The sequence below is a fragment of the Rhodococcus chondri genome (genome assembly GCF_036327435.1).
GTDB classification, from domain to species: Bacteria; Actinomycetota; Actinomycetes; order Mycobacteriales; family Mycobacteriaceae; genus Rhodococcus; species Rhodococcus chondri.
The window spans coordinates 1-22677 of the sequence record NZ_JAUZMZ010000080.1; the positions used below are offsets into that span (position 1 = coordinate 1).

The 22677-nt window shown below is 65.4% G+C and carries 21 protein-coding genes and 1 riboswitch; of the genes, 9 read left to right on the forward strand and 12 right to left on the reverse strand.

Going from position 1 to position 22677, the window contains the following annotated elements:
- The first annotated feature begins 325 nt into the window (after window positions 1-325).
- Complete coding sequence (locus Q8814_RS14785; RefSeq protein ID WP_330152790.1) at window positions 326-3340, forward strand: Tn3 family transposase; 3015 nt, start codon at window positions 326-328, stop codon at window positions 3338-3340.
- A gap of 23 nt (window positions 3341-3363) precedes the next feature.
- Here the strand turns inward: Q8814_RS14785 and Q8814_RS14790 are convergent, their stop codons facing one another.
- The gene (locus Q8814_RS14790) at window positions 3364-4032 is read right to left on the reverse strand and encodes a TetR/AcrR family transcriptional regulator (protein WP_006554624.1); all 669 of its coding nucleotides are present in this window, start codon (window positions 4030-4032) and stop codon (window positions 3364-3366) included.
- 129 nt (window positions 4033-4161) lie between these two features.
- On the opposite strand from Q8814_RS14790, the gene Q8814_RS14795 reads away from it, so the two are divergent.
- The 4 genes from Q8814_RS14795 to Q8814_RS14810 all read left to right on the forward strand — a co-directional run bounded on the left by Q8814_RS14795 (window position 4162) and on the right by Q8814_RS14810 (window position 7500).
- On the forward strand, window positions 4162-5733 hold the full coding sequence (locus tag Q8814_RS14795; RefSeq protein ID WP_039583601.1) for an MFS transporter: 1572 nt from the start codon (window positions 4162-4164) through the stop codon (window positions 5731-5733).
- A 12-nt stretch (window positions 5734-5745) separates the two neighbouring features.
- Window positions 5746-6195, forward strand: a complete 450-nt coding sequence (locus Q8814_RS14800; protein WP_006553198.1) for a universal stress protein — start codon at window positions 5746-5748, stop codon at window positions 6193-6195.
- 22 nt (window positions 6196-6217) lie between these two features.
- Complete coding sequence (locus tag Q8814_RS14805; RefSeq protein ID WP_006553199.1) at window positions 6218-6754, forward strand: PaaI family thioesterase; 537 nt, start codon at window positions 6218-6220, stop codon at window positions 6752-6754.
- Between the two features lie 128 nt (window positions 6755-6882).
- Window positions 6883-7500, forward strand: coding sequence for a recombinase family protein (locus Q8814_RS14810; protein WP_006553200.1), 618 nt, complete (start codon window positions 6883-6885; stop codon window positions 7498-7500).
- A 612-nt stretch (window positions 7501-8112) separates the two neighbouring features.
- Here the strand turns inward: Q8814_RS14810 and thiD are convergent.
- From thiD to Q8814_RS14855, 9 genes are all read right to left on the reverse strand, one after another.
- Complete coding sequence (gene thiD / locus Q8814_RS14815) at window positions 8113-8976, reverse strand: bifunctional hydroxymethylpyrimidine kinase/phosphomethylpyrimidine kinase (RefSeq protein ID WP_330152775.1); 864 nt, start codon at window positions 8974-8976, stop codon at window positions 8113-8115.
- Window positions 8967-9062, reverse strand: a riboswitch (TPP riboswitch). It overlaps the preceding gene by 10 nt.
- A gap of 90 nt (window positions 9063-9152) precedes the next feature.
- A complete protein-coding gene (locus Q8814_RS14820; protein ID WP_330152776.1) occupies window positions 9153-10358 on the reverse strand; it encodes an IS110 family RNA-guided transposase in 1206 nt (401 codons plus the stop codon).
- Between the two features lie 428 nt (window positions 10359-10786).
- Entirely contained in the window at window positions 10787-10984 is a 198-nt protein-coding gene (locus tag Q8814_RS14825; protein ID WP_330152777.1) for a hypothetical protein, read from the reverse strand.
- Window positions 10985-11095: 111 nt separating this feature from the next.
- Complete coding sequence (locus Q8814_RS14830; RefSeq protein ID WP_330152778.1) at window positions 11096-11281, reverse strand: hypothetical protein; 186 nt, start codon at window positions 11279-11281, stop codon at window positions 11096-11098.
- A 90-nt stretch (window positions 11282-11371) separates the two neighbouring features.
- Window positions 11372-12394 carry a DUF2637 domain-containing protein gene (locus tag Q8814_RS14835; RefSeq protein ID WP_330152779.1) on the reverse strand — a complete coding sequence of 341 codons (1023 nt, stop codon included), beginning with the start codon at window positions 12392-12394 and terminating at the stop codon, window positions 11372-11374.
- Between the two features lie 115 nt (window positions 12395-12509).
- Window positions 12510-12905 (reverse strand): ParB family protein, encoded by a 396-nt coding sequence (locus tag Q8814_RS14840; protein WP_330152780.1) that lies wholly within the window; start codon window positions 12903-12905, stop codon window positions 12510-12512.
- Entirely contained in the window at window positions 12902-13843 is a 942-nt protein-coding gene (locus Q8814_RS14845; RefSeq protein WP_330152781.1) for a ParA family protein, read from the reverse strand. The genes Q8814_RS14840 and Q8814_RS14845 overlap by 4 nt, the downstream gene beginning before the upstream one ends.
- Before the next feature lie 560 nt (window positions 13844-14403).
- Complete coding sequence (locus Q8814_RS14850; RefSeq protein ID WP_330152782.1) at window positions 14404-16239, reverse strand: hypothetical protein; 1836 nt, start codon at window positions 16237-16239, stop codon at window positions 14404-14406.
- 274 nt (window positions 16240-16513) lie between these two features.
- Window positions 16514-16738, reverse strand: coding sequence for a hypothetical protein (locus tag Q8814_RS14855; protein WP_330152783.1), 225 nt, complete (start codon window positions 16736-16738; stop codon window positions 16514-16516).
- A gap of 402 nt (window positions 16739-17140) precedes the next feature.
- On the opposite strand from Q8814_RS14855, the gene Q8814_RS14860 reads away from it, so the two are divergent.
- Genes Q8814_RS14860 through Q8814_RS14870 form a run of 3 tightly spaced genes read left to right on the forward strand, consistent with a single transcriptional unit; the run spans window position 17141 to window position 20163 of the window.
- Window positions 17141-17644, forward strand: a complete 504-nt coding sequence (locus tag Q8814_RS14860; protein WP_330152784.1) for an ImmA/IrrE family metallo-endopeptidase — start codon at window positions 17141-17143, stop codon at window positions 17642-17644.
- Entirely contained in the window at window positions 17644-18780 is a 1137-nt protein-coding gene (locus tag Q8814_RS14865; RefSeq protein ID WP_330152785.1) for a DUF6545 domain-containing protein, read from the forward strand. Before Q8814_RS14860 ends, Q8814_RS14865 begins: the two co-directional genes overlap by 1 nt.
- A gap of 21 nt (window positions 18781-18801) precedes the next feature.
- Window positions 18802-20163, forward strand: a complete 1362-nt coding sequence (locus tag Q8814_RS14870) for a cytochrome P450 (RefSeq protein WP_330152786.1) — start codon at window positions 18802-18804, stop codon at window positions 20161-20163.
- Here the strand turns inward: Q8814_RS14870 and Q8814_RS14875 are convergent.
- Together Q8814_RS14875 and Q8814_RS14880 are read right to left on the reverse strand one after the other, a co-directional pair.
- Entirely contained in the window at window positions 20141-20557 is a 417-nt protein-coding gene (locus Q8814_RS14875) for a hypothetical protein (protein ID WP_330152787.1), read from the reverse strand. The genes Q8814_RS14870 and Q8814_RS14875 overlap by 23 nt on opposite strands.
- Window positions 20554-21240, reverse strand: a complete 687-nt coding sequence (locus tag Q8814_RS14880) for a helix-turn-helix domain-containing protein (RefSeq protein WP_330152788.1) — start codon at window positions 21238-21240, stop codon at window positions 20554-20556. The genes Q8814_RS14875 and Q8814_RS14880 overlap by 4 nt, the downstream gene beginning before the upstream one ends.
- A 314-nt stretch (window positions 21241-21554) precedes the next feature.
- On the opposite strand from Q8814_RS14880, the gene Q8814_RS14885 reads away from it, so the two are divergent.
- The coding region (locus tag Q8814_RS14885) for a cutinase family protein (protein ID WP_330152789.1) at window positions 21555-22677 on the forward strand (1123 nt) is incomplete at its 3' end.

Consider the following 22677-nt stretch of genomic DNA (forward strand, 5'->3'; position numbering starts at 1 on the left):
GGACGCCGCGGCGGCCATTCCCTTCCGGCCATTCCAGTGGCGGCAAAAATCCAGCCATACCGCGCCGTCCCCAGGCAGTCCCGAACCTACGACACCGGACCTCAGCTGCCCGGCAAAAACGTTAAGGAATCTCAATAGGGTTTGTCAACCGTGCGGCCGCAGGCCGCTCCTCTTTCATGGGGTAGCCGTAGCATCCGCCGGAAATCGGGCGGATTTGGCGTATCCGACTGGTGGGCACGGGGTTTCGAGTTCGGCATGCGCTGTCGACTGGTTGGTGCTTGACTGCCGATGATGATGTTGGTCGGTGCTGGTGGAGGCTGGGGTCGTGGCGACGCGGATGTTCGCGGACGAGGAGTTGGAACGACTGCGGGGATTCCCGGAGATCAGCCGCGAGGAGCTGTTCCGGTACTTCACGCTGACGCCTGCGGATCTGGCGTTCGTGGATCCGGGCCGGGGCCGGGGCCCAGCCGAGCGGCTGGGCTTGGCGATCGCGTTGTGTACGCTGCCGTGGCTGGGATTCGTGCCGGATCGGCTGGTCACGGCTCCGCCGGTGGCGGTGGCTCGTGTCGCCGAGCAGTTGCGGTTGGATCCGGTGGTGATCGGTGCCTACGGCAGGCGAGCCAAGACCCGCACCGAGCATGTGCGCCTGGCCGCGCGGTACCTGGGATGGCGTGCGGTCGGTGCGCTCGAGTTCAAGGAGCTCGATGAGTTCCTGCTCGCGCGGGCGATGGAGCACGATTCCCCGACTCTGCTGTTCCGGCTGGCGTGTGAGTATCTGATCTCGGCGAAGGTGATCCGGCCAGGCCCGGTCACCGTGGTCGAGCGGGTCGCCCACGCCCGCCACCAGGCCCAGACCGAAACCTATGACCGGCTCGCTCACGAGTTCACTGCGGCGCGGTGCGCGGAGTTGGACGGCTTGCTTGTCACCGACGCTTCGCTGGGGATCTCGCGGTTGCGGTGGCTGTCGACCGGGCCGGTGGAGGCCTCGGCGGCCGCGGTCCGCGCCGAGGTCGACAAGCTGGGTTTCCTGCGCGGGTTGGGCGCTGATCGGCTGGATATGTCGGTGCTGCCCGCCGAGCGGCGCCGGTTTTTGGCCACGATGGGCCGGCGCCTGAGTCCGCAAGCGCTGCAACGTCGGGATCCGCAACGCCGGTATCCGATCCTGCTCACGGTGCTGGCCCAGTCCGGCACCGATGTCCTCGATGAGGTCGTGGCGTTGTTCGATCAGGCGATCTCGGTGAAATTCGGTGCTGCCGAACGGAAGATGCAGCAGCGGCTGGCCGAACGAGGGAAGACTGGAGAGGACCGTCAGGCGCTGCTGGACGATCTGTTGGAAATCGTTACCGACCCCGGCGTTCCGGATGAGGAGATCGGTGCGCTGATCCGCGGCGAGAAGATCGGGTGGGAGCGCCTGCGCGCGGCGATCGCCCAGGCCAAGCCCAGGTTGCCGCGTGATCACGGGCATCTGGCGGCGTTGGATTCCTCCTACAACTACCTGCGTCAGTTCACCCCCGCGGTGCTCGAAGCGGTGCGCTTCTGCGGCGGTACCGCCGCGACCGAGTTGCTGATCGCGGTGAACATGCTGCGCGAGTTGAACGCGACCGGGCGGCGCAAGGTCTTCGATGACGCCCCGACCGGGTTCGTGCCGATGAAGTGGCGCGGCTACCTCGACGAGGCCCGCAAATCCGGCAGCGCGACCGCGTATCGGCACTACTGGGAGTTGTGTGTGCTGCTCGGATTGCGTGACGGGTTGCGCAGCGGGGATGTGTTCGTGCCGGGCTCGCGCCGTTACGCCGACCCGGCCGCCTACCTGCTCACCACCGGGCAGTGGGAACCGCAACGCGTTGAGTTCTGCGGCCTGGTCGGGCGATCCGCCGATCCCGGCGTCGCGCTGGCCACCGTGGTCGCCGAACTGCACGACGCTCTCGGTGAGCTGGAGGAGGTGCTGGCCGGCGGGGACGGCCCGGTCCGGCTGGACGAGGGCGGGGATCTGGTGATCTCGCCGCTGAGCGCGGAAGATGTTCCCGCCGAGGCGATCACGCTCAAGGCCGAGCTGACCGAAATGCTGCCGTTCGCGCCGATCGTGTCGCTGCTGATCGAGCTGGACAAACGCACCGGCTACCTGGACTGCTTCACCCACGCCGGCGGTCAGGCCACCCGGACGCCGGAGCTCAAACGCAACCTGATCGCGGTACTGCTGGCGCACTCGACGAACCTGGGGTTGATCCGGATGGCCGAGGCGTGCGGAATCACCTACGACATCCTGGCCTGGACCGACGAGTGGTATGTGCGCGAGGAGACCCTGCGCGCGGCCAACCTGGTACTGGTCGGCTACCACCAGCGGCTGCCGCTGACCGCGGTGTTCGGCGCCGGAACACTGTCGTCGAGCGACGGGCAGCGTTTCCCGACGCGCGGTAAGTCGACCACGGCGCGGCCGTTGAGCCGCTATTTCGCCAGCGAGGGCCTGTCGACCTACACCCATGTCAGCGACACCCACGCCACCTACGGCACCAAGGTCATCGTGGCGACCAAACGCGAAGCCCACTACGTGCTCGATAAGATCCTGGGCAACGCCACCGATCTGCCGATCACCGAGCACGCCACCGACACCCACGGGGTCACCCTGGTCAACTTCGGGTTGTTCGACCTGCTCGGGATGCAGCTCTCGCCACGGATCCGGGATCTGGGGCGGATCACCCTGTACCGGCCGGGCCCGCGCGCCGAGGCCGAGGCCCGGTTCCCGCACGCGGGCCCGCTGATGACCCGCAAGGCCAACCTGGGTTTGATCGCCGAGCACTGGGACGATCTGCTGCGGTTGGCCGGATCGCTGAAGTTCGGGCACGCCACCGCGTCGCTGTTGGTCGGCAAGCTGTCGGCGTCGGGGCGGCAGAACACCCTGGCCGCGGCGCTCAAGGAGTACGGGGCGCTGCGGCGCACCATTTACGCCGCGAGATACCTCTCCGATCCGGACTACCGGCGCAAGATCTCGCGGCAGCTCAACAAGGGCGAGTCGCTGCACGCGCTGCGCCGCGACCTGCTCTATGCCCATGAGGGGATGATCCGGGCGCGCCACCTCGAGGACCAGACCGAGCAGGCCTGGTGCCTGACCTTGACGACCAACGCTGTGATCGCCTGGACCACAGAGTATTACGGGTTCGCTGTCGAGCAGATGCGCCGGACCGGGCAGCGTATCGATGACGAGGTCCTGGCCCACATCAGCCCGGCCCACAGTGCCAACATCAACTTCTTCGGCGCGATCGAGGTCGACATCGACGCCGAGCTGGCCCAGCTGGGCCCGACCGGGTACCGGCCGCTGCGGGTGCGCGACACCTTGTTCTGACCGCGCGGAACCGGGGCCCGTGGTTACGGCGTGGCGATGTCGATAGCGGTGTCTGCTGGCGTGGGTGTTCGGTGGGCGGTGAGGAAGTTGTCGACGAGCCGGGTGCAGTCGTCGTGGTCGATGCTGCGTAATCCGGTGAGACGGGCGAACACGATCGGGCCGAGGAGTTCGATGATGGCGAAGGTGGTGTCGAGCTCGCCGAGCATCGCGCGGGCCTCGGGACTGGTGAGGATCTGGTCGAACGGGTGGCGGTACTGCTCGATGACGCGCGCGCGCAGCGAGGTGACCGCGGCCGGGTCGGGGTGGTCCTCGCCGATGGAACCCATCGCCAGCCAGGCCAGGGTGGTCATCTGCACCGGAGCCTGTTCGATGAGGTCGGCCTGGCTGGCGAGCAGCGCCAGGAGCCGCTCACGCACGGGCCCGGTGCCGGTCGGTGTGTCGACCTGGGGAAGTAGTCGTTCGAAAGTCGCCGCGAGCAACTGGGTGGTGCTGCCGAAGTGCCGGTAGAGGGTGGCGCGGGCGACCTTCGACACGCGGGTGACCGCCTCGACGGTGACCGCCTCGACACCGCCGGTGGACAGCAGATGGGTGGCCGCGTCGAGCAACCGGTTGCGTGAGCGCGCCAGTCGCGGATCGGCCTGCTCGTCGTCCGCGGCGAGCGGGTCGGTCGCCGCCGGGCCTGGGTCGGTCATGGACGCGCCTTCCTCCGAATTCGTGTCGTTGAACTCTTGATATGGGTGAACTCTATCCCACCCCCCAACCACTATGATACGAATGGTCTCGTACAGATACCGTTGGTCTTCAAAGTCGGGGAGGTGCCGGTGGCCACACCCGGAACGGACACTGTCGAGATCGCCCGCTGGACCAGGGCCCAGTGGTGGATGCTGGCGGTGTCGTGCCTGGCGGTGGCGCTGGTGGTCGCGGCGATGGCGGCGTTGTATTCGGCGTTGCCGCAGATCGCGCTTGCGACCGGGGCCACCCAAGCCCAGCTGACCTGGATCGTCGACGGCTACACGCTGGTGCTGGCGTGTCTGGTGCTGCCCGCCGGCGCCGTCGGTGACCGTTACGGGCGCCGCGTGGTGCTGGTGGTGGGGTTGGTGGTGTTCGCCGCCGCCTCGGCGCTGCCGCTGCTGCTGTCCGACCCGGCCTGGTTGATCGCGACGCGCGCGCTGGCCGGGGCAGGCGCCGCGCTGGTGATGCCCTCGACGCTGTCGATCCTCACTGCAGGGTTCGCCCCCGCTCATCGCGGCCGGGCGGTGGGGATATGGGCCGGGGTCGCCGGATCCGGGGCGATACTGGGGATTCTCGGTGCCGGGGTGCTGCTCGAACGATGGTCGTGGCTATCGGTGTTCGTAGGGTTGACCGTGGCCGGGGCGGTGCTGGCGGGGTTGGCGTGCACCATCGCCGAGTCCCGCCAGCGCGAGCATCCGCAGGTGGACTGGGTGGGCGCGGTGGCGGTGGCGGTCGCTGTCGCGGCGATCGTGTTCGCCGTGATCGAGTTCCCCGCGCGCGGCTGGGCCGACCCGCTCGTCGCCGCCGCCGCCGGGGTCGGCGTGGCCGCGACGGCGGCCTTCGTGGTCGTCGAGCTGCGCTCGGCGGCGCCGCTGCTGGATGTGCGGTTGTTCGCCCGCCGTGGTTTCGGTGCCGGGTCGCTGTCGGTGACCATCCAGTTCCTGGTCACCTTCGGGGTATTCCTGCTGCTTGTGCAGTACCTGCAGCTGGTCTTCGGTTACGGGCCGCTGGCCTCGGCGCTGGCGTTGGCGCCGATGGTGGTGCCGCTGGTCGTGATCTCGGTGATCGCGCCGTGGCTGTCGAGCCTGGTCGGGTTACGGGTGATGACCGTGGCCGGCCTGCTCACCATCGCCGCCGGGCTGGTGCTGGTGAGCCGGCTGACACTCGCCGCGCACTACCTCGACCTGCTGTGGCCGCTGCTGATCATGAGCGCGGGCCTGGGATTGTGCACCGCGCCGGCGACCTATGCCATCGTCGCCGACACCCCCGAGGCCAAACACGGGGTCGCCGCCGCGGTCAACGACGCCGCCCGCGAGATCGGCGCCGCGATCGGGATCGCCGTGGCCGGCAGCGTGCTGGCCGCCGGCTACACCCACCGCATCCAGCCCGCCCTGCCCCAGTTGCCCGAGCCCGCCCGCGGCCCGGTCGCCGATTCCCTGGCCGCGGCGCTGCAGGTCGCCGACCAGGCCGGACCGGTGGCCGCACCGCTGGCCGAGTTCGCCAAGGCCGCGTTCGTGCACGGCAGCGGCCAGGCCGCGCTCGCCCTGGCCGCCCTCACCACCGTCGGGGCGATCGTGCTGGCAGTACTGGCCCCCGGCCGCGCACCACGCCGCCGATACATCTCGACCATTTCCCCCGCAAAACACGCTCCCTTCTCGTGAAAGACGCCCGTCATGACGGCCTATCGCACGATCATCGTCGACACCGACGGATCCGACCGCTCCTACCGTGTGGTCGACCACGCCGCCGAACTCGCCCACGCCACCCACGCCCGGCTCCTGATCATCTGCGCCCGCCACCACATCGACGCACGTGAGCTCGGGGCGGACCTCGACCGGCTCGGACCCGACGCCTACCAGCTACGCGGCACCACTCCCACCGAGGCCATCCTGCGGACCGCCCACCAGCACGCCCTCGCCCACGGCGCCACCGACATCGAAACCCACATCCTGTCCGAACCCGCCCCGCACGCGCTGCTGCACCTGGCCGCCGCCACCGGCGCCGACCTCATTGTCACCGCCGATCCCCACCGGCCACCGCTGCTGGCCCGGCTGCTGACTACCCCACCGATCGAGCTCGCCCGCAAAGCCCACTGCGACATCCTCTTCACCACCGCACGGTAGACACACCCCACAGAAAGCGCCCATGACCGAGAACACACCCAGCACCCATACACCCGAGCCCCGACAGGTCCCGGACTGGATTCCCGCCTTCCCTGTGCTCGCACCCGACTCCGCCGACCTGCCACCCCACCACGACCACTGCCTCGGCTGCGGACCGGCCAACCCCCACGGCCACCAGCTACGCGCCCGCCGCGACGCACACGGCGTCCACGCCCACCACCGCTTCGACTCTCGCCACGTCGGCGCCCCCGCGATCGCCCACGGCGGCGCGGTCGCCACCGTCCTCGACGAACTGTTCGGACTCTTGCTCTACACCGTCGGGGAACCCGCGGTCACCCGCCACCTTGCCATCGACTACCTCGCCCCGATCCTGCTCGACACCCCTTACACCCTCCGCGCCCACATCCACGCCCGCGACGGCCGCAAACTCCACCTGCAAGCCACCATCGAAAACGACCACGCCCACGTGATCACCACCGCCACCGCCCTGTTCCTCACCGTCGACGTCAACCACTTCCTCACCCACAACACACCCCCACACACCGATAACACCCCCTGACCTGTTCCGTAACCGGATCGGCCACCGGAACACCACGCAGAGCCAACGTCGGCCCAGCTCACCGGTGTTCCGTAGAGGTGTTCCGCTGACTGTGCCGGTCAACCCCCGCTATCTGGAACACTTTCGGCATGGGTGAGCCGTTCCGCGTCGGATACTGCCGCTGCTCCACCGACGAACAAGACGTCGAGATCCAAACCGAGCAGCTATTGGCGCTCGGAGTGCCGCGTGAGCGGATCTTCATCGACAAAGGGTTCTCCGGGACCACCCGCAAGAACCGGGCCGGGCTCGACAACGCACTCGCCGCCGTCACCTCCGCCGCGGCGGCCATCGACGGGCGACAGGTAGTGCTGACCACGCCGAAGTTCGACCGATTCGCACGCAACATGGCCGAAGCAGGCCAGACCCTGACCGAACTGCGCGAGCGCGAGGTGCTGTTCGGACTCGGGAGCTCGATCTACGACTGGAACGACCCGTTCGGCAAGCTCTTCCTGCAAACCTTGGCCATGGTCGCCGAATTCGAGGCCAACCTCAACCACCTACGCACCCGCGAGGGCATGGCCAAGGCCCGCGCGAAAGGCAGGCTCAAGGGCAAGCAGCCGAAACTTCCTCTCACGGCACGGAAAACAATCCACCGCCGCTACCACGACCCCGCCGACGACGCGAGCCTGGCGGACCTGGCCGAGGAATACAGCGTCGGCCGCTCCACCATCCACCGCATCGTCAGCAGTGCTGCACCACGAGCCTGAGAATTCACCAGCCTGTCGTCAGGATCCCGCTACTTTGCACTTCCTGACAACCTTGGGTTGCGGGCCCTTACGTCCCACACGAGTTCTGGCCCGAATCGGATCGTCGGCGAGCTGGGCGGATACGCCGCGCCCGCCAGGAGCCGGTGGCGAGACAGACGATCGTTTCGACCCAACAGGCCGAGCGGATCACCGACCGGGCACTACGCCATATCCGCCCGATTTTCGGCAAATGCTACGGCTACCCCTTCATCGGCGCCGGAGGCGGCGCAAACCGGAGGTCCTGGAGTGCGTAGCACGCGTCGGTAAACGCGAAGCCCGTCGAGATGACCAAACACCTACAAGGGACCGAATCGAGGCCAGACAGAATCAACATTCCTGGAGGGAGTGAGCAGGAGACCCTCAACTCGGTTGAACCGCAGGTAATGCCGCTGGCATGCAAAGGAAACCGTCGTCGGCTTCACCGTTAGCTACGCCGAGCTGTTGTGAACTCGTATGCCCCGGCCCACTGATGTGAGTGGCGGTGAAGTCGTCGAACCCAACTGCTTGGCCCCTCGGGCGAATACGCCCACCCGGAACTGCCAGTCAATCCGAATCCGGGGCGGCGAGCAGCCGTCAGACGCGCTCGCGCCCGAACCACGAGGAGCTCACGGCCGGGTCCCACAGTTGCGCAAAATGGTTGACCGGCCCATGACCTCGACCGACCCGCAGACTTTCACCACCCCGGATACTGGCGGTCAGCCACGCCTTTGCCTCCTCGAGCGCCTCCACCCATCCCGATCGCTGCGGCCGCAGCGTGGCCATCGCCGCCGAAAGAGAACATCCGGTGCCGTGCGTGTTCTGAGTGACGATTCGCGGGCTCTCGAACACCACCGGTTCTGATGCTGCCGCGGGGTCGACGACACAATCGAAGACCGTATCGCCCTTGAGATGTCCGCCTTTGACCAACACCGCCACCTGGTGGTGCTCGGCCACCTCCCAGCCTTGATCGAGCAGCTCCGCCCAGGAGTCGGCAGGTTGCGCGCCGGCCAGGACCGCAAGTTCCGGAACGTTCGGCGTGATCAGATCCACCGCAGCAATGAGGTCTTTGAGAGCATCCTCCGCATCGGCGCTGAGCAACCGATCACCGCTGGTGGCGACGATGACCGGGTCGAGAACGATCACCGGCGGTGCTACCTCACCGATCCACACGGCCACGGCCCGCACCAGGTCCGTGTCGGCCAGCATGCCGATCTTGACCGCGTCGATGACGACGTCGTCGCTGACAGCCTCCAGCTGGGCGGTCAGGAACGACGCAGGCGGCAGGTGGACGCTTCGGACACCGCAGGTGTTCTGCGCGACCAGCGCAGCGACCACGGCCATTCCGTAGCCGCGGTGGGCGGCGATGCTTTTGAGGTCGGCGTGGATCCCGGCACCACCGGTCGGATCGGTTCCCGCTATCGACAGCACCCTTGGTGGCAGGTGGACATGCTGAGTCATCCGGACATCCCTTCGCTAGTACGAGCTAGTGCAGGTTCGACGGGTGTGATCTCAGCCCCTTGCCTGGGGCACCCCGTGTCACGGGAAGCCATCGTAGAGCGGTCGCTCATTCCGTCCGCCGTTGCCCGTCGAAAACCCTGGATACAGGCCCTACCGGGGTACACCGAACTTCGGATCTACGCCGCCGCAGCAACGGGTGGTCCTGGCCGATAGACGGTGTTGTCGCGCAGCATCGCCCACAACACGTTCGATCTGCGTCTGGCCAGGGCGAGAACGGCCTGGGTGTGGCGTTTTCCCTCGCTGCGTTTGCGGTCGTAGTAGGCCTTGGAGTCGGCGTTGGATCGGATGCTCAGCTGCGCGGACAGGTAGAACACCCGCAGCAGCCGGCGATCGTAGCGCCGCGGCCGTCGATGATTGCCGCTGATACGGCCCGAATCCCGCGGTACCGGCGCCAGTCCGGCGACCGCAGCGAGGCGGTCGGCGGTGGCGAACACGGCGAGGTCCCCGCCGACCGCGGCGAGGAACTCGGCGCCGAGCAGGGGCCCGATCCCGGGCATGCTCTCGATCACCGCAGCATGACGATGCCGGCGGAACCGGTCTTCGATGCTGGTATCGAGTTCAGCGAGTTCGGCATCGAGCGCCAGGATCTGCTTCGCGAGTCTGCCGACGGTTGCCGCGGCGACATCCTGTCCCGGCACGCGAACACGCTGGGCGTTCGCTGCGTGCAGCGCGGTGGCCGCCACCTTGGCGGCGTTGTAGGCCTTGCGTTCGCGTAGCCAGGACTCGAGCCGGGCCTGCCCGAGCCGGCGCAACCCGTCGGGCGTGCGGTAGCCGGTCAGCAGGATCAGCGCGGCCTTGGTGTTGCTGATGTCCAGCGCCCGCTCCAGGGCGGGAAAATAGGTGCCCAGCAGCGAACGCAGGCGATTGATCGCCCGGGTGCGGTCGCGCATCAGGTCGGTGCGATGCGAGGTCAGGATGCGCAGTTCGACGCTGAGTTCGTCGTCGATGCGCATCGGGTGCAGATCGCGGCGCATGCGGGCCTGGTCGGCGATGACCGCGGCATCCTTGGCGTCGGTCTTGCCGTCACCGCGGTAGCCGGCCGAGGCGTGGTGGACCATGCGCCCGGGAAGATAGAGCAGGCTCTGGCCGCGTTCGGCCAGCAGGGCGATGACCAGGGCGGCTCCGCCGCTGTTGAGATCGATCGCCCAGGTCACGGTCCCCTCATCCGCGAGACGGGTCACAGCATCGATCAGGTCGATCAGTTCGGCTTCGTCGTTGGCGACCCGCCGAGAATGCAGGCGGGTGCCGTCGGTGTCGATCACGACGCAGTGGTGATGGTTTTTGCCGGCATCGATTCCCGCCCAGAGTTGTCTCACCTGCACTCCTTTTGTGGCCGTTGCGGATCCGTGTACCTGGCGGACGACCTCTCCGTCGTGTCCTTAAACAGCGATCGCGTCGCATCTCTCAATGAGCGGTCGAGTCGTCGAGGACGCCGCGGCGGCCATTCCCTTCCGGCCATTCCAGTGGCGGCAAAAATCCAGCCATACCGCGCCGTCCCCAGGCAGTCCCGAACCTACGACACCGGACCTCAGCTGCCCGGCAAAAACGTTAAGGCAAAATCAGGCTCTTGTGGGAGTGCGAAGCGCAGCGGAGCTCGAATCGGTGTGCGCCGCAGGCGCGCTGAGAAGCCAGATCACACCGTTTCAAGCCGGGGCCACAAGGTGAACGACCCTCTTCTCCACCTTGAGAGAACGGCCTCGCTGGAAATGCCCTGATCTGCTGTTTTGATGATTTTTGTTAACGTTGAATCCTACGGCAGTCGAGCTGCGCGCGGAGTGGCCGCTGCGGCCACCAGAACGAACAACAACGGCAGAATCATCAGTCCCCCGAGGCCGGCGAACACCGCCCGGCCGGCGCTGCCGTAGCGCCGATACGAGCGTCGTGCGCAGACGATCGCGCTCGTGGTGGCGAGCGCGTTGAAGATCAGCAGGATCACGAAAAAGCTCACAGTCGAAGTCCCTTCGTCGTGTTAGGCCACGCGCCGGCGTTACAGATCGAACAGGGAAAACTGGTTTCTTCGCGGCCTCGGCGTCGGTGTCGCGTTCGTAGCGTTGCGCCATCAACGGGCCGCTTCCGGTGTGCAGCCGATTTCCTGTGCGACGGCGTACCAGTCGGCCCGTCCGCGTTCATCTCCCAAGCAGTGCGGTGCATCCCAGGAGATTAAAGTGCGTTTCTCGGTGATCATGTCGTCGAGCGTGACCGCCGACCCGCCGGTGAGCAGCAGACTCTTGTCCGGCAGTTGCACCAGCACCCCCTGCTGACGTGGCCAGCAGCTATTTGGTGGCAAGGCGGCGCATCTGCGGCGGGGCGGCAGCGCGGTCCTTGCCTAAGGAGGCTAGGCGGGTTGCAGTTCGGGTACCGACTGCACACTCAGCTCTGGCTGGTCGTCGAACGAGCGTGGCAGCGGTGGGACAGTGAAACCTTCGGTTTCGGCTGCCACGACGAAGTTGCGCCAGTGCCTGCTGACGGTGGACTTGTCGAGTTGCAACTGTCCCGCGACCTGCACCTGGTTGAGCTCGGGGTGGTCGAGACGGACCACGGCGACCCGTTTGACCGCGTCGGTCAGTGCACTGTGGCGGAGGAAGGCGTGCAACCCGTCGCTGGTCTGGGGCCATCCGTTGCGCGTGGCCGGTGCACCGGTTGCACTGCGCGGGACAACCCCCTCGCGCTCCGGCGCTCCGATTGCACGTGCGTCGGTTGCAGGACGTGCCACCTCGGGAGCGGCCGGGTGGGGGTGCACCTCCACGGCCGTGGTTGCACCCACCTGTCGGCTTGCTCCTCCCCTGCTGGGGTCGTGGCAGTTGCGTTCGGCAACGCGGGATGTGCTGAGGGTGGGAGGCACGGTGGCGCCGGTGCGGGCGTGGGCGCGTTCGTCCTTGATGGCCTGCAACATGATGGTGAACAGGTGCAGCAAGGCCAGCCACAGCAACGGGAAGATCATGGCGATGCCGGCGGCGATCGCGGCAGGCTGCGGGATGTAGCCGAGGTCTTCGCCCGCCGCAACCCTCGCTGCGTTGCGCTGAGCGAGTTGGTAGGCGTGATAGCCGTTGCCGGCCACACTGAGCAGCACCGTCGCGGTGGCCACGCCCAGGCAGAAGCGGCGACCGGTCTTATAAGTCTGGTCGGCTCCGAGGGCAACCAGGCCCAGGGTGGCGGCGGCCTGTGCAACATCAATGGCCACCGGCGCCATCCATGCGTTGTGTGGGCGCACCCCGATCTCGAGAGCGAGTTGACGGAGTGCATCGAAGGACAGGGTGAAGGCGAGTGCGGCGAGGACGAGTGTCATGAATGCAACGCCGGTCAGCGCTGCGGTCTTGGCGCGCAGGGCGGTTGCGTCGTGGGTTGTATCGTCGGACATGACCGAGTGATCTCCTTGCTGTGGGTTTCTTGGTCAGGGCGTCCTGCGGAGCGGCAATTCCATGCAGGGCGCCCATCATTTTCAGCAATGCAAGCAATGCAAGTAATGCTTTTATTCAGTGGTCGGAGAGTGGTCGGCCGGGAGACAGGGGCCCATCAATCCCTTCGAACGATTCACCCTCGTTGTGGAGGGCGGCACGTCGGCGGCTCTCCTCGGCAATGGCTTTTTCCACGAAGTGGGACCAGTTGCGATCGGCTTCGGCTGTGCGAGTGGCATTAAAGGCAAGGCGGGCCTGGGTGTAGACGTCCGGCGAGATATAGACCGTCACAGCCTTATTGCTCTGTTTCTTCTCGGCCGGCTCTGCCGGTCGATCGACCTGCTGTTGCGCAGGCGCAACGCTTCGGTTCTTTGCCTGCAACCCGGACAGGTCACCCGTGACCGGGCGCGCACTTCCTGGGTTGGTGGTAGAGACACGAGGCAGACCAGTGACAGCTCGGCGAGGCTCGCTCATGATGCTGCTTCCTCTGCTTCTGCGGCAGTGATTCGGCGAACCAACTCTTCGGTGACACCCACCAGATCGTCCGCCACGGAGGTGGAAGCCTGAGGTGCTAAGGCCTGGGCCTGAGCCTCACCTCGGAGCACCTCGTACCACTTGGGCCCGTTACGCACGACGTCGTCAAGCTCGTGCACCAGAAGTCCTCGCTCCCGTGTTGCGAGAGCGGTGGCTTCGGAGTGCCGTACAGTCTTATCGAATATGGCGTCGGTGCTGCCGCCGAACGCTTCTGCAATCGCTTGTCGTGCTTGTTGCTGAACCTTCGTGGCCGACTTTCCGATCCCGGTCAGTACGACGCCGAGCAGGTCGAGATCCGGATTGTCTCCCAGGACAGCATTGAGTCGGTTCATGACACCGGCCATACCCTTGCGGCTGGATGCATCACTCTTGACAGGGATCAATAACCAGCGGGCTGCAGCTGCTGCTGCGGTTTGCAGGGATTCGTCGCCGGGCGGGCAGTCCAGCAAGATCATGTCGTACTGGGGTGCAATCGGCGCCAACGCCATTGCTAGCGCGAGCCTTGCGCCGGCCGGGTCTTTCGATGCCTTCGAGGTCAGGGCTGCGGTGGCCGCCTCGAGGTGGTGCCCTCCGGGCGCAATGTCGAGGTTCGGGCGGACATCGCGAACCGGTTCGAGTGGCGATCCGAAGGCCAGGGCTTGCGCGAGATTACTCCCCTCGTCGTCAAGATCGGTGTTGGTGTACCCCAGGTCTTCGGCGACGTTGCCTTGTGGGTCGAGATCGACGACCAGGACTTTGTAGTCGGAGGCTGCCAGTAGACCCCCAATGTTGGAAGCGAGCGTTGTCTTGAACACTCCCCCTTTACTGTTGATGAGCGCGACAACTCGCTGTAGCGCTTCGGCGTTGCGCTTCGGAGGCACCTTCTCGCGTGCAGCCATTGATCTTCCTCCATCTCGATCGAAGCAATACAAGCTTTGATGGTAATGCCAGTAATGCTGGTATTACCATCAAAAATGTCTATGTCAGCAATGCTGGGCGGATTAAATCCGGGGCTGGTGTTACTGGTGTTGCTGGGCGTTAGGAACATTACCAGGAATGACCGTAATGCAAGCATTGCTTGCCATACGTGTCTTTTACCGGTAATACCAGTATTGCTTGCTTTACTTAATGGCAGGTGAGGATGCACAGGGTCGCGCGGTGGTGCGCTGCCGTGAGGATCTTCAATGACAGCAATACAAGCAATGCCTGTAATAAATGCAAAGCTTGGAGCAACTCGCTCACGCGGCGGGATTCCCTGGCCTCGTCTGGACAGTAACACTGGTAATGCTTGCAATAACTGCCGCGGCTCGCAGGCTTCGATATCCCATCAATGCTGGCATTGCTGGCTCCACGGTCGTACCTCGAGCGGGAAGCCGATGCATTGATTCGGCGAGGAGTGCCGAAGCCTGTACGGCACGAACGTGCCCTGACATAGCGCGCCCGTTCCCTCCACGTCGCCTCAAATGACCGTCAAATGCGGCAAGGGGAAATAGCCCAGCGCGGTAGAGACGATGGTTCGGGCGGCGTGATAGTCGGCGCGGCCATCGTCACCGGTGGGGAAGCGTCCGTAGCGTGCTCGCGCCGGAGCGGCAATGGGAAGGGCGAGTGAGCCTCGGGGGACCGGCCGGACACCGCGCTTCTTCCCGGGCCGGCGGCGCCACTCGAGTTCTTCGATCCACCAACGGTGCAGCTCGCGGTCGACCAGGTGCCGATGAGCCCTGTCCGCTGCGGTGCCCGTCGCGCCCAGGAGATGCGCGGTGCGGTCCATGCTCTTCCGCGACGTGCCGGGCGATGTCGGAAGAAGTCCCAGGGTGTGCAGTTTATCGAGGGTGCGCGTGATCGTTCCTCGCGTGTATCCGGTCGCGGCAGCCACGAAGGCAACAAGCGGGATTCTGCCGTGTGCGGAACTAACATGTTTTCCGAATTCGAGTACTGCCCAGTGGATACGAGCAAAAGCACCTCCCAGACCCGCACGGTTCGACCAGACATCGTGGGTGTGGTGCTCCAGGAGAGCGAGGGGTGTTCCGGGGGACACGGCGGGGGCGGGTTCCCCTTGTGTTGCACCCAATTGGGGAAGGTTCAACTCCCAGGTCGAGGCTTTCGTACCGGAGCCTGCGCGCACCCTCGTGACCCATCCTTCGCCGGCCAGGACGCGCAGTCGCCGGGACACGGTCGAGGCGTGCACCGCGGCGGCTTCGGCGAGCCGGCGGACATCGATGTCGAGGGTCCGGGTGCGGGCGGTGCGGGCCAGGACGCACAGCGCATGGAGGATACGTTCGTCGCTCGCACCGCCGGGACGTGCCCAGCGGGCCGGATCTGCCGTGACGGCGGTGTCCACTCGGTCGAGTTCGTCGTCGATGGGGTCCCGGTCGTCGCCGGTCGTGACGGGGAACCGGGCGGCGGCGGCGAGGGCGCGCTGCCATTGTCGGGCGGTGTCGTCACGGCCGCGGTCCCGGTCGTCCCGCAGCCGGACGAGACCGGGGGCGGCGTCCACGGCGGCGGCGATGTCGGCGAGGCTGTGGCCGGCTGTGGCCATGCCGAGCAGGATGCTGTGGGCCAGGGCCGAGCGGTCGGTGCCGGCCGAGGGGGTGGCGGTCAACAGCGCGCGGGTGCGGGCGGTGAGTGGTCGGCGCGGGCGGTCCAGGCGCGGTCCTGCCGGGCCGTCGATGATGCGGACCGCGCGTGCGCGGTCGGGGCGTTCGGGTAGTTCGGTGTGGGGATGTCGGGCGAGCAGCCACTGCACGACCTCGGGTGCCGTCCCGACGGACATCCGCGCCAACGTGCCGGTCAGGGCGCGCTCGTCCAGGTAGGGGAGGGACTCGTCCAGGTAGGGGAGGGAATAGCCACCGTGGCGGTGGGGCGCGCCGGGGGGCCGTACGGCACCGGTGGCGGGGTTGGTCAGCGGCGCGGTGTCCAGGCTCGGGTAGTGCTGGCGCAGGGCGTGGGCGAGGTGGCGCACACTGTCCGCGCTCGCACCCGGTTCGGCCAGTCGCACCCACACGTGCTGACCGCCGGTGGGTCCGGAGGCGGTGCGCAGGTGCGCGACGCCGAGTTCGTCGAGTACACCGCACAGTCGAAGTGCGTCGCTGCGGGCGATGTCGGCACCGTGGCGGCCGCTGTCGAGGTCGAACGCCAGCAGGCGGAAACGGTGGTCCGTGCCGGCGAGGTGAATCGCCCACGGAACCGTCGGTGCCGTCGCCGGCATCGCCGAGGTCGACAGGTAGTCGTGCATCCGCTGCGCGTCGACGCGGACACGAGGCCGCGGCGACCACTCCCGCGTGCACAACTCGAACATGAGGCCAAGAAGCCGCGGTAACTGAGGGTTATCTATCGAGTCGTTAGCAACGACACGGAGCGCATTGATTGAAGCTGTTCCAGGGAATGCGCTACCCTGAGACCTGTCCAGCAAGACAGTCCCTTCGGGGATATGGCAGTACTTGAGGAGGAGCTGGTAACTCCGCCTCTACGCCTTGAGAGCCCTCGTCAGCCCGGCCGCTGCGGGGGTTTTCTCATATCGGCAGGAAGCACTGAATTTTGCAGGGCTGGTTAGACCCTCTGGCAGTGCATCTCTACGCCGCGTCAATCACCTCCTGAGAGATATCAGAGGAGAGGACGCTGGGATCCAGCTCGATAGCGAGGTCGGCGCGTCCCAGGTGATGGCAGACGAGATCTGCCAGGTACTGGCTTCGCGAGGTCACTCCTCGCGCACTGAGCGCGGCATCAAGGGCAGGCGTGATCTCCTTCGGCACGCGGATCGTCACATAGTCACGCTGGCCTTTGCTTGGGCGTCCCATCCGACCCTCCTTGTATCAGCACCAGAAACGAATGCGGTCCTATCTTGCGGGACGAAGCGCCCGATACGTAACCAACACGCCGATGTCCACGTACTTGTCGTGCGATCCCGGGGCGAGGTGTGGGTCACAACGGCTCTTAAGGTGCACCCTTACTCGTTTCACTCGGAGCTCCGTCCCTTGTTCGTGCGACGTGCGCGGGAGCAGCGCGAACGCAACATTGCGTCGTTGAGGCCATCGCAGACCACGTCACGATCTTAGTTTATTGCTCGTTTTTCGTATTTTATTTGCTTTCCTTTGTGATCATGATAGCGGTTCTTGCGCGGGTTATGCTCGGGCGCAGCTTGAACCCCGGTGACCAGTCCCTGGGGGTGACAGGGGAGGTGCTCGGAGATAGTGCTCAAGATGGCCCGTCGGGGTGGCCGTCGTCGGGAGAGGCTTGTCCACGTACTCGCACGTGTACCGCTTCAACCGCCGTGGACAGTAGGTGAGTTTCTCGCATGGCTGGAGGAAGACTCGGGGCGCGAAGTCGAACTTGTGCCCTGGACCGGATCTGCCCTCGAACCGAACAACCGGTGTGGGCTTCTACTGGGTGGGCCGACGCGGTATGTCATCCGCTATGACGCGACTCGATCGGTGCGGCACCAGCGCCAACAGATTTTTCACGAGGTGGGTCATGTGCTGTGCCAGCACCCGGGAGAGACATTTCGGCCGACCGCCAGCGTCCTGACAACAGGTCTCAGCCTCGCTGGTATCGAGTACATGATGCAGCGATCGACCTTCGATACCCCGACAGAAGCCGAAGCAGAGTTGGTGGGCACCCAGCTTGCCGTGCTAAGTCGCGGCCCCATCGATCTCGACTCTCGTGGAGAGCTCCATCGCATCGCCGTCACATTCGACGGGTCCTGATGACTACGCCATTGCTACAGCTCGAGGCGACATCGACGCTGCCGAACTGGCTGAGCGATCCGATGCTGGCGATCCTGACTCTCGTCATCTGTGGTCGTTTTGCGTTCGTGCAGGCACGTCAGATCGACCAACAGATCACCTGGTTGCTGTTTTTCTGGCTATGCGCAGCCCTGCTGCGTGAGCCGTGGACGCAGTCGCTGCTGGTGAATGCAACGCCGCTCACCCTGTCGGACATCAGGTTGCTCACCCATGCAGCGGCAATGTTCGGCGCCGGGGCCATCTTTCTGGTCGTTCGAGCCTTCAACAACGTGCGTCGCATCAAGCGGCGAGCGATCATGCTGGTCTATTCGATCGTCGTGGTCGAGGTGGCAGTCTTGGCATGGATCAGTGCGCCCGCTCGCACCGCCGGAGCCGCAATCGAGGAACTGCACAGCTGGCGCACCGCGGTGTACATGCTGATCTATTCCTCTCAGATGCCAATCGCCGTGGCTGCCGTGGCTGGCGCATGTATTCGCGTGATCTTCCACGGTGAGCAGGCTCGGAACACTCGAATCTGGGCGCTGCTGATCCTGCTGACCGGCGCCGTCTCTTCCTTCGACCATCTGACCCGGATCGTGAACGGGTTCATGCTGGCGTTGAACCACGAGAATGCGTTCACCATCTGGCGCAGCGAATCCAATGACGTCCTATTCCTGCCAGCCGCAACCGCGTTGGCAATCGTGGTGAGTATGCCGATATTTACAGCTGTTCGTGCCAGACGCTCAAACGATCCGTCCTCGACTGCTGTCCTCACCCTGACGCCGCTGTGGAAGGACCTGTCGAATTCTTTGCCCGCGATCTCACTCCAGGCAACGACAAGCACGCTGCCCAGCAGTGTCGAGCGCGAACACCGGATGCGCATCGAGATCGAGGATGCGCTCTACGAGCTGCTGCCCTATATGCAGGCGGAGGACCGGGTCGACGACCTCGATCCGGTGTCTCGCTGCAATGCCATCACTGCTGCGCTCGAACGCCGAAGAGGCGGCCGACAACCGGTCGAGCCGGTTCAGGCCCCACGCTGGATGGCCGACGAGGACGAACTACTGCGTATCGCCGATGCGTGGTCGACGCGGCCTGCAACAGCCGGGCTTGTGTAACCAAGAAGGGGAGAACCATCCATGACCAAATCGACGATCCCGCATCCTCCCCGACGTGTTCCGCTGATCGGTGATGTACTCGGGATGAACCGGGAGATCCCGAACCAGAACACGCTCGTCCGTTTCAAGGAACTCGGTCCGATCTACCGCCGCACCATCTTGGGGACGGACCTGACGTTCGTCGGGTCGGCGGAGCTGGCGGCGCAGGTGTTCGACGACAGCAAGTGGGAGAAGCACGTCGGCCGGCCGTTGGAGCAGCTGCGTCCCCTTGTCGAAGATGGCCTGTTCACTGCTTACAACTGGGAGTCGAACTGGAGCAAGGCACATGAGGTCCTGGTGCCAGGGTTCACGAAGGACGCCATGGTGTCCTACCACGGCACGATGGTCGAAGTCATCGACGAGCTGTGCAAGGACATAGAGAGCCGATCAGGCGAGTTCATTCCGGCCGTCGACGAAATGGGCAAGCTAACACTCGAAGTCATCGGGCAATGCGGCTTCGGGTACTCATTCGATTCATTCGGTGGGAGCGAGCACCCCTTCGTGACCGCCATGAGCAGGGCATTGACGTACGCGCAGGACAGCGCAATTCCCTTACCCTTCATCGGAAAATGGCTGCGAAGGAAAGAAGAACAGCAGAACGAGATCGATCGCCGGCTACTCGCCGAGACCGTCGACGAGGTTATTGCGACCCGGCAGCAGTCGGGGGAGCGGCGATCCGATCTGCTCGACCGAATGCTGCATCCGGAAGCTGCCGGGGAGGGACTCGATGCCAAGAACATCCGCAATCAAGTGCTGACCTTCCTCGTGGCCGGCCACGAGACCTCCGTTAACGCCCTGGGCTTCGCATTGCACTTCATCGCCCAGAATCCGGAGATTGCGGCGCGGATGCGCGCCGAGGCTGACGCCGTGATCGGCACCGGCACTGCCCAGTACGAGGACGTACCGCGGTTGCGCTACACCCGACAGGTCGTCAACGAAGCTCTGCGCCTATGGCCGACTGCCCCCGGCTTCTTCCGAGCTGCGAAGCAGGACACCGAGGTCGGTGGACACAAGTTCTCCGCGGGAGAGTGGGTGTTCGTACTGTTGCTGGCAGTCCAGCGTGATCTCGCCTGGGGGCCTGATGCCGACCAGTTCAACCCGGACCGGTTCTCACCGGAGAACAACCGAGGACGGTCGTCAGAGTTGTTCAAACCGTTCGGCACAGGTATCCGCTCATGCATCGGTCGCCAATTTGCGCTTCACGAAATGACGCTCGCGTTGGCAACACTCCTGCAGCGTTTCGACATTGCACCTGAGCCGGGATACACGCTCGAGGTCGAGGAGACCCTCACCCTGCGGCCGAAGAATCTGCGTCTGCAGTTCACCCCCGCTGAGCGGCGGTAGCCGGAGCCATCCGCTCGACCTCTCCAATCAGTTTTTCGAAGTCCTCACGTGTCAGAGAGGTCGCGCGGGCGGCGAAGTGATCGAGTCCACGATCGCGGATCGCGATCCAGAGACGAAGCCTTTGGTCGATGTCGATGTCCTGACCACCGGTTTCGCGCAGATAGCTCCGGTCAACCCCGAGGGAGTCGCACAAGGCGTCGGCGATTTGCTCGGGTAGGACGGTCAGCTCTCCCGACCGGACCCGCTCCAGCACTTCTACCGCTATTTGCTGTCCGGCCTTCTGTCCGACGATCGTGGCGACCGCCTGCAAGGTGAGTTCTGGCTCGTTTCGGTGATGGTAGAAGGCAATCATTCGATCGAGCTTCTGTCCGAGCGAGGGGGCGAGGTGTCTCACTTGCACTTCTCCTGGGCTGAGGAACGTCTGGCAATGAACGTGGCTTCGGTCGAAGCGTCGGCGTCTATGGGGCGGCCCGTAAGCCACCGGAGATACAACAGGTCGTGGGCATCGTCAGGAGTCGGCGGCTCGGGTGTCCGATTGAGGTAGTCACCAATCAGCATCTCCACCATCGGGTCATGCGTCAGCGGAGAGTCCGGCCCCACATTCCTTCTTTCTAGCTGAGCTATCAGCCAGGCCCGGAGGATTCGATCAACCAAGAGGTCGAAGTCCGAGTTGATCTCCTTCAAGGGCGCAGCGATCTGGGGGTCCACCCCGGTTGCAAGTAGCTCGTATCGCTTGGCGATGTCCGACAGATCGTTGACGACGTTGAGCGACAGGGTGACCGAGTCAACATCCGCGGAGACGGCAGCGGGGGTTGAACGGCGCGTTGCGGGCAGCTCTTCAAGGGGCGTCGGGTCGCCTCCCGCGAATGCCCTCGCGGCCGAGCCTTCCGCCCACCGCAGGGAATGGTCAAGGCGTTTGAGGGTGCGCGCGCTCGGGGCGGCAAGTGCACCCTTCTCGATTTTGCTGGTGGTGACGTCCGACGGCCCGCCGGCCGCCTGTAGCTCGTCGAGAGTCAATCCAAGCAAGCGCCGACGTTCGGCAACTATTTGCGCGAAACGCGCCCGCTCGTTGTTCACTGTCGCAACATTACCGGCCAGTCTCCTCAAAAGAAGCACTCGGCACCTTGACGGAGCTGCGTGTTTGTCCGTTCCGGCGACTGCCACCAGGGCGACTCCCCTCATCAAGCCAAATTTAGTTTTTTGCTTTTCTTTCGTATCTTTTCAGTATAGAGTTTGCCTGAACTTGAGCGTACGTGAATCCTAGGTGGGAAAGCTTCGGTGAGGACCGGCCCATTCCGCCGCAATCGCGGCGGAGTGGCGGGCCACCGGTCCGGCAGCTCTCCCCTGCCCGCCTGCGACCACGCCATTACCTGTGAAGGAGGGGATAGAGCATGGGGCACAAACGACTTGCCGCCATGTCGTTTTCGGCAGCGGTGATCGCTGCCGCCGGTCTCGGCGCTGCACCGGCGTACGCCCAGTCGAGCACGGGCGATGAACCGAGCTGGCTGGGTGAGCTGGTTGCAGACTGCCCGGATCTGTACGTCCTCGGGATGCAGGGCACCACCGAGACGTCGCCGGACGCCCCGGTGAAGGTCGATACCGGAATGCTCTCGAACATCATGGGTCCGATGCTCGATCAGGCCCGTGAGCTGGGTGCGAGCGTCGATCGCGCCTATGTGCCGTATCCGGGTTCGTTCGGTGGCCTGACTCCCGGTGGATCCGACTCCTACGCCACGTCGGTGACCGAGGGGGAGGAGAACCTGTCCCTGGCTGCGGAGAAGGTCCTCGAGCAGTGCCCCGAGGCCAAGCTCGCCGTGGTCGGGTTCTCCCAGGGCGCCCATGCGGCCTCGAACTTCCTGCGGTCGGTCGGCAAGAGCACCGGGGCCGTCCCGGCCAGCTCGATCGCGGCCGGTGCCCTGTTCGGCGCGCCGACCCGCAGCCCCGGTGCGGGGCTGTTTCCCGGCACGTCGCAGACCTCCCCGTCGGCGGTGCCCGGCACCAAGGGGGAGGCGATCGAGTCGTTGTCGTCGGTGGCGTTCACCGCTCCCGAGGGGGGCGGTATCGGCCCGGTCGCCGATCTGACCAAGGACTACGGCAGCCTCTCGGGGCGGGTCTCGTCCTGGTGCCAGGGCGGAGATCTGGCCTGTGATGCCCCGGCGAACGCGCCGATCGTGCGTGCGGTGGTCAACCTCGCCGGCCAGGTCGAGGTCGGCGGTGATCCGTTCGTCGCGGTCGCCACCGTCGGTCGGGCACTGGCCTCGACCGCGTTCAAGACCGCCGTCGATGTGGTCAACCAGGACATCCAAGCTCCGAAGAGTGCGCTGGCGGCGATCTCGGTCCAGCCGAAGAAGACCATCTCGCAGCGCCTGGCGGAAGCATCCGATCCTCGGACGACGCCTCCGACCGGGCAGGAAGTCACCGCGGCCTTGATGAAGGTCGGGTTGATCGGCGTCAACGCCGCCGTCACCGTCGCCAAGAAGGTGCTGACCCCGGAGACAATCGCGACGGTCGCTG

What these genes read in the sequence shown, in the direction of transcription:
- Q8814_RS14845 (WP_330152781.1), bottom strand. Translation starts at nt 13,843, where the DNA reads ATGGCTGCACGCGAGAAGGTGCCTCCGAAGCGCAACGCCGAAGCGCTA.
- Q8814_RS14850 (WP_330152782.1), bottom strand. Translation starts at nt 16,239, where the DNA reads ATGTTCGAGTTGTGCACGCGGGAGTGGTCGCCGCGGCCTCGTGTCCGC.
- Q8814_RS14870 (WP_330152786.1), top strand. Translation starts at nt 18,802, where the DNA reads ATGACCAAATCGACGATCCCGCATCCTCCCCGACGTGTTCCGCTGATC.
- thiD (WP_330152775.1), bottom strand. Translation starts at nt 8,976, where the DNA reads ATGACTCAGCATGTCCACCTGCCACCAAGGGTGCTGTCGATAGCGGGA.
- Q8814_RS14840 (WP_330152780.1), bottom strand. Translation starts at nt 12,905, where the DNA reads ATGAGCGAGCCTCGCCGAGCTGTCACTGGTCTGCCTCGTGTCTCTACC.
- Q8814_RS14810 (WP_006553200.1), top strand. Translation starts at nt 6,883, where the DNA reads ATGGGTGAGCCGTTCCGCGTCGGATACTGCCGCTGCTCCACCGACGAA.
- Q8814_RS14865 (WP_330152785.1), top strand. Translation starts at nt 17,644, where the DNA reads ATGACTACGCCATTGCTACAGCTCGAGGCGACATCGACGCTGCCGAAC.
- Q8814_RS14790 (WP_006554624.1), bottom strand. Translation starts at nt 4,032, where the DNA reads ATGACCGACCCAGGCCCGGCGGCGACCGACCCGCTCGCCGCGGACGAC.
- Q8814_RS14835 (WP_330152779.1), bottom strand. Translation starts at nt 12,394, where the DNA reads ATGTCCGACGATACAACCCACGACGCAACCGCCCTGCGCGCCAAGACC.
- Q8814_RS14860 (WP_330152784.1), top strand. Translation starts at nt 17,141, where the DNA reads ATGGCCCGTCGGGGTGGCCGTCGTCGGGAGAGGCTTGTCCACGTACTC.
- Q8814_RS14855 (WP_330152783.1), bottom strand. Translation starts at nt 16,738, where the DNA reads ATGGGACGCCCAAGCAAAGGCCAGCGTGACTATGTGACGATCCGCGTG.
- Q8814_RS14805 (WP_006553199.1), top strand. Translation starts at nt 6,218, where the DNA reads ATGACCGAGAACACACCCAGCACCCATACACCCGAGCCCCGACAGGTC.
- Q8814_RS14800 (WP_006553198.1), top strand. Translation starts at nt 5,746, where the DNA reads ATGACGGCCTATCGCACGATCATCGTCGACACCGACGGATCCGACCGC.